The sequence below is a fragment of the Azospirillum sp. B506 genome (assembly GCF_000333595.1).
Taxonomy (GTDB): domain Bacteria; phylum Pseudomonadota; class Alphaproteobacteria; order Azospirillales; family Azospirillaceae; genus Azospirillum.
Genome location: NZ_BADK01000317.1, coordinates 1 through 6,004, shown reverse-complemented (window position 1 = coordinate 6,004; position 6,004 = coordinate 1). Strand labels below are relative to the sequence as shown.

Here is a 6,004-nt window from a genome sequence, read left to right as displayed (position 1 = left end):
TCGTCGACCGACACCGGCTGTTCGGTCGCCATGCCCAGCACCAGGAAGCTCATGGCGATGCGGTGGTCCATGGCGGTGAGGACGGTGGCGCCGCCCTTCGGCGGCTTGCCGGTGCCGTGCACCGTCAGGCTGTCGTCGGCGCCGACCTCCACCGACACGCCGCAGCGGGTCAGCCCCTCCGCAACCATGGCAAGGCGGTCGCTCTCCTTCACCCGCAGTTCCTTCAGGCCCAGCATCACCGTGGTGCCCTCGGCGCAGGCGGCGGCGGCGGCCAGGACCGGATATTCGTCGATCATGCTCGGCGCGCGGTCGGCCGGCACAACGATGCCCTTCAGGGCGCTGTGCTTCACCCGCAGGTCGGCGACCGGCTCGCCCGCCTGGTCGCGGCGGTTCTCGAAGGCGATGTCGGCGCCCATCTCGACCAGCGTGTCGTAGAGGCCTGTGCGGCGCGGATTCATGCCGACGTCGTTCAGCAGCAGCTCCGAGCCCGGCCGCAGCAGGGCGGCGACCGCCGGGAAGGCGGCGCTGCTGGGATCGGCCGGCACATGGATGGTGCGGCCGGTCAGCTCCGGCTGGCCGGTGACGGTGACGGCCAGCGCGCCGTCCTCCAGCCGCTCGGTCGTCACGGTGGCGCCGAAATGGCGCAGCATCAGTTCGGTGTGGTCGCGGGTCGGCTCCGCCTCGATCACCGTGGTGGCACCGGCGGTGTTGAGGCCGGCCAGCAGGATCGCCGACTTCACCTGGGCCGAGGCCACCGGCAGGCGGTAGGTGATCGGCACCAGCTCGCCGCTGCCGACCACGGTCAGCGGCAGCCGCCCGCCGGAGCGGCCGACGAAGCGGGCGCCCATCTCCTCCAGCGGCTTGGTGACGCGGGCCATGGGGCGCTTGTTCAGCGAAGCGTCGCCGGTGAAGACGCAGGTGATCGGGTGCCCGGCGACCAGACCCATCAGAAGACGGGCGGCGGTGCCGCTGTTGCCCATGTCCAGCACCTGCGCCGGTTCCTGCAACGCCCCCAGCCCGACGCCGCGCACCCGCCAGAGACCGGCATCGTCACGCTCCGCCTGAGCGCCCAGCAGGCGCATGGCCGCCGCGGTGTGCAGCACATCCTCCCCTTCCAGCAGGCCATGGATCACCGTCTCGCCGACGGCGATGGCGCCCAGCATCAGCGACCGGTGCGAGATCGACTTGTCGCCGGGCACGCGGATGCTGCCCCGGATCGCGCCGGTGATGGTGGAGCGCAGCGGCCTTGCGTGCGTCATGGGACGGGTCCTTCGGATCGGAACGGGAAGCGGTTGTGGCCGCCGTTCCTATCACACCCCCCGCCCCGATGCGAGAGGGCGGGCGGTCTTCCGCGCCCCTCCGGAGATTGTGCGATGCACAAATGAAAAGAGGCCGCCTGGAGGCGGCCCCGAGTTCAAGGAGGAAACCAAATGGAGGAGTTGCACGATGTGCGGGAACGTTATAGCGAATTATGGTTAACAGCCTGTAAAGGCAACCCCCGCCCTGGCGGGATACCTCTTTTCCGCACTCATCTTGTCGGGCGTCTCGTCAGCCCCTGCGTCGTTGCGGGTGCCCGCCCTGCTCATCTTTTTTTTGACAAGCGCCGCAGGGCATGGCAAAGGGCGCCTCTTGAGAACCCCCCTGATTTTTGTGACGGAGGACGTGGCGTGGCCAAACCCGAATGGGGCGTCAAGCGCATCTGCCCGAGCTGTGGCGCTCGTTACTATGACATGCGCAAGGACCCGCCGGTCTGCCCGAGCTGTGGCGCGCAGTTCGATCCCGAGGCTCTGCTGAAGTCCCGCAAGGCCCGCCCGGCCCCGGCCGACGACACCAAGAAGCCGGCTGTCGTCGCCGAGGACGAGGAAGAGGTCGAGACCGAGGCCGAGACTCCGGAGCTGGAGGATGTCGAGGACGACATGTCCGTCGACGACATCGAGGAAGCGGACGACACCGCCGAGGACGAGGACGATGTCCTGATCGAGGACACGTCCGAACTGGGCGAGGACGACATGGACGAGGTCGTCGACGTCGAGGGCGAGGACGAGGAAGAGCGCTGACCGGCGCTCTTTCCGGTGGCGGCGGGAGCGTCATCCGGAGTGGTGAAAAAAAGCGCGGCGGGGCGAATTTTCCGCTTGCATCACTCCGCTGCCTGACTATTATCCCGCTCCACCAAGGCCGGACGGAAACGACCGGCCCCCAGAGTTAAAAGGGGCCATAGCTCAGCTGGGAGAGCGCTACAATGGCATTGTAGAGGTCAGGAGTTCGATCCTCCTTGGCTCCACCAAATCGATCAAGGGCTCGGCGAGCAATCGCCGGGCCCTTGATGCTTTTGCATCCTGTGTCCAGCCCCATGGGAATGCCGCTCTACGCGGGCGGCACCCCAGGCGTCCGAATCGGCTACTTCAGCCAGCGGTCGAACACCGCCTGATATTGGCCGGTGGCGACGGCCTGGTGCAGCCACTGGTCCACCCACAGCTTCAGCACCATGTCGCGCGGCAGCAGGAAAGCCTTCTCAGAAAAATCGAAGGGCTGGTCCGGATGGACGGCGCACAGCTCCGGATGCAGCTTCTGCTGAAGCCGCGTCTCCACCGCATCGGTGATCATCAGGTCGGCCTTGCCGGCGACGATCTGGTCGAAGATGGTGACGTTGTCCGGATGCACCTCGATCTGGGCGGTGCGGATGTTGGCGCGGGCGAACTTCTCGTTGGTGCCGCCGGGATTGACGATCAGGCGGACGCCGGGCTTGTCGATGTCGGCAACGGTCTGGAAGCGGTCCTTGTTCTCGCAGCGCGTGATCGGCGTTTTGCCGTCGCGCATCAGCGGGTCGGAGAACAGCGCCTTCTTCTGCCGTTCCAGCGTCACGGAAACACCGCCGACGGCGATGTCGTACTTGTCTGCCAGCAGGTCGGGCAGCAGGCTGCTCCAACTGGTCTTCACGAACTCCACCTTCACACCCAGCGCCTTGCCCATGGCTTCGGCAAGGTCGATGTCCATCCCCTCGAACTTCTGGGTCTGGGGGTTCAGGTAGGTGAAGGGTTTATAGTCGCCGGTGGTGCCGACGCGCAGCGCGCCGGCCGACAGAACAGCATCCAGCCGGGACGTCTCGGCGGGCTGTCCGGCGGCCGGTGCCGATGAGGCGGTCTGCGCCAGGGCTCCGGTGGTCGGAAGAGCGGTGACGGCACAGACCAGAACCGCGCCGACGGCGGCGGCAAGGCTCCGGCCGCTGCGGCGCAGGGTGCGGACAGGCATGAAGGCTCCTCCCTGTTGATTGCTTCACAAGCGAACAGTGAGGCCGGACTTTAGAGGAGACGGCACCGCTTGACGAGGGACCGCGCCCCTCAGACCGTCAGCTTCAGCCGGTATGTATAGACGTCGCCGCGGAACAGCCCCTCGACATATTCGATCATGCGCTCGGCGGCGGTGTAGCTGCGCCGTTTGATGAGCAGGCAGGCGGTCGGTTCGGAAAATCCGAACACCGCATATTCCTGCGGCAGTGGCAGGGTCGCCTCTATGGTCTGGTCGCAATGGGTCAGCGGAACGCCGCAACGCTCGCTGAGACAGGCGTAGACCGACTGCGACAGGTCGCACTCCGCCAGGGCGGGAGCGGCGGCCAGATCGTACCAGGCGGTTTCGCGCGACATCGGGATGCCGTCGCCCCGGCGCACCCGCACCAGCTTCAGGAACTGCGCGGTCGATGGCAGCCCGAAGATCGACGCGATGGACCGGTCGCTGACCACCCGCTGCTCCAGGACATCCGCCGACGGGTTCCGCCCGAGTTCGCGCATCTCCTCCGTGAAACCCTTCAGCCGGTCCATGCCGGAATGAAGCCGCGGCCCGTCACCCTGGACGATGAAGCCCAGCCGGCCATGGGAACTGATCAGCTTGCGGTGGCGCAGCATCTGGTAGGCGCGCTGCACCGTCGCCCGGCTGACGCCGAGACTTTCGGCCAGTTGACGCTCCGCCGGCAGAGTCGTACCTGCTGGCACGCTGCCGGTCTCGATCAGGTCGAGCAGTTGCTCCTCAAGCTGCTGATAGAGCGGCTGCGCGGTATCGCCGCGCAACCGGAGCAGAGAGGACAAGGCCGGTCTTGTCCCGGTAATCTGTTTTTCGGTGACCCGTTCCACGGTCGCGTTTACAGCCTTTTGTGAGGAAGTAACCAGGTTCGATGCGGTCAGACCCGACCGACGGAGGCAAACATGACGGCAACCCGCAGGGATGAGAACATGTTTCTCTTTATCCTGGGGAGTTTCGTGATCGCCTGCTCGGCCAAGGTCGACCGATTCCCGCTACCGGGCGAGTCGCTGCGCGCCGAGGCCTTCACGGTGGAGGCCGGCGGCAAGGGACTGAACCTCGCCATCGGCGCCCGCCGGCTGGGCATGGCGGTGGACGGCCTGTTCGCCGTCGGCGACGACCTGTTCGGAGGGCTGGCCGAACAGGCCTTGTCCGCTGCCGGACTGTCCCCGACGATGATCCGCCGCTGCATCGGACGGACCGGTGCCGGAATCGGCTTTACCGACCATGGCGGCGAGAACTGTCTGGCCGTCTTTCCCGGCGCCAACCGGCAACTGTCGGCCGACCATGTCCGCGCCGCGGCCGGGTTGGGCCGGGCCGCGCTGGTGCTGGCCCAATTCGAGGTCGACGACGCGCCGATCGTCGAGGCCTTCGCCCTCGCCCGTGCCGCCGGAGTCCGGACCCTGCTGAACCCGTCTCCATTCCGCGCCCTGCCCGCTGGCCTTCTGGAGCACACCGACATCCTGGTGCTGAATGCGGTGGAGGCTGCGCAGATGGCCCGGTCCCTGATGCCGGCGCCCGATACCGGCGCCGAAGCCGATACGGCCCCCGCGGCCACGGCACTGGCTCAGTCCCTCCTCGGTCTTGGCCCCGACCTCGTGGTGATCACGCTGGGAGCGCGCGGCGCGGTGGCCTGCCGGCAGGGTGCCGCCCCATTGCACCAGCCAGCCTTCCCGGTCGTGACGGTCGACACGCTGGGCGCCGGCGACGCCTTCACCGCCGGGCTGGCCGTCGGGTTGGTCGAGGGGCGGCCACTGGAAGAGTGTCTCGAACGCGCCGCCGCCTGCGGGGCTATTGTCGCCGAACGGATCGGCGTGTCCGAAGCACTGCCGACCACCGCCGAGCTGGATCGTTTCCTGGCACGGACTCCGGCCGGTCCGCAGACCTAGGGTGCGATCGTTTCAAGCCGTATCGCTTGAAGTGACTTACACGGAAAACCGAAGCCTAGAGGCTGCCTGGTGCCGCAGTGAGCACCGGACGGCCTCTGAGGGTGTCCGCGCCCCTCTCCGTCCGTACTCCCTTTGATCCATTTATTTTGGACTGTTTTTGGATCTACCATAACCGATCCAAACAATCCGCCCGCAGGCAAGCGCGCGGTGCGGATGGATGGTCCGTCATGATCGGTTGCGCCGCCCACCGAGCCCACTGTCGCACCAGTCCCGCTTTCGGCGGGGCGTCCTGCACCGGCACCGGATGCGTCCGACCGTCATGGAGTTTTTCCAGGGCATTCCCAAAGGAGCGCCCGTCACAGAGAGGTAAGGATGGATGCGATTCGGGTGAACATCCGCCGTCCGACAATGGTCGGCGCCCTGTTGGCGGCCCTTCTGGCGATTCCAGCGGGGAACGCCATCGCCGGGAGCGCAAGCTCCCCCCAGATGGCCGCGACGACGCCGGCCGGGCGAACCCTTGTCCTCGACCCCGAAAAGGACACGGTCGCACTGCAACCGGGGCAAGGGAGCATCCCTTCGGCCGGCGGGTCGGACCTGCGGCCGGACAGCGGCGCGCCGACCGCCGCGGTGCGTGTCGGCCAGGGACTGCGCTTCGATGGAGCGGAGATGATGCCGAGCGAGGAATCGCGTCCCTGGCTGATCCGGCAATAGCGCAGCGGCGGAAAGGATCGGGGACGGACGCAAACCATGGACGGAGTGTTCAGCGGACTGGTCATGGGGCTGTCCGTCGCGGCACCGGTCGGCCCGATGGGCATGCTGTGCAT

General features: G+C 67.2%; 6 protein-coding genes and 1 tRNA gene. 4 read left to right on the top strand and 3 right to left on the bottom strand.

The annotated features are described in order from the left end of the window. On the bottom strand, positions 1–1,259 hold a 1,259-nt coding region (gene aroA, locus I71_RS09770), incomplete at its 3' end, for a 3-phosphoshikimate 1-carboxyvinyltransferase (protein WP_042694357.1). 408 nt (positions 1,260–1,667) lie between these two features. Between aroA and I71_RS09765 the strand changes: the two genes are divergently transcribed. Together I71_RS09765 and I71_RS09760 are read left to right on the top strand one after the other, a co-directional pair. Then, complete coding sequence (locus I71_RS09765) at positions 1,668–2,057, top strand: TIGR02300 family protein (RefSeq protein WP_042694356.1); 390 nt, start codon at positions 1,668–1,670, stop codon at positions 2,055–2,057. Between the two features lie 151 nt (positions 2,058–2,208). Then, positions 2,209–2,284: transfer RNA gene (locus I71_RS09760), tRNA-Ala, on the top strand. Between the two features lie 113 nt (positions 2,285–2,397). Here I71_RS09760 and I71_RS09755 read toward each other — a convergent pair. Both I71_RS09755 and I71_RS09750 read right to left on the bottom strand, forming a co-directional pair. Beyond that, a complete protein-coding gene (locus I71_RS09755; RefSeq protein ID WP_042694354.1) occupies positions 2,398–3,249 on the bottom strand; it encodes a transporter substrate-binding domain-containing protein in 852 nt (283 codons plus the stop codon). Between the two features lie 89 nt (positions 3,250–3,338). Next, positions 3,339–4,079, bottom strand: a complete 741-nt coding sequence (locus I71_RS09750) for a GntR family transcriptional regulator (RefSeq protein WP_244433737.1) — start codon at positions 4,077–4,079, stop codon at positions 3,339–3,341. Positions 4,080–4,223: 144 nt separating this feature from the next. Here I71_RS09750 and I71_RS09745 point away from each other — a divergent pair, with 144 nt between their 5' ends. Continuing rightward, complete coding sequence (locus I71_RS09745) at positions 4,224–5,180, top strand: ribokinase (RefSeq protein WP_244433736.1); 957 nt, start codon at positions 4,224–4,226, stop codon at positions 5,178–5,180. Between the two features lie 372 nt (positions 5,181–5,552). Further along, complete coding sequence (locus I71_RS09740) at positions 5,553–5,891, top strand: hypothetical protein (protein ID WP_042694348.1); 339 nt, start codon at positions 5,553–5,555, stop codon at positions 5,889–5,891. Positions 5,892–6,004 lie beyond the last annotated feature (113 nt).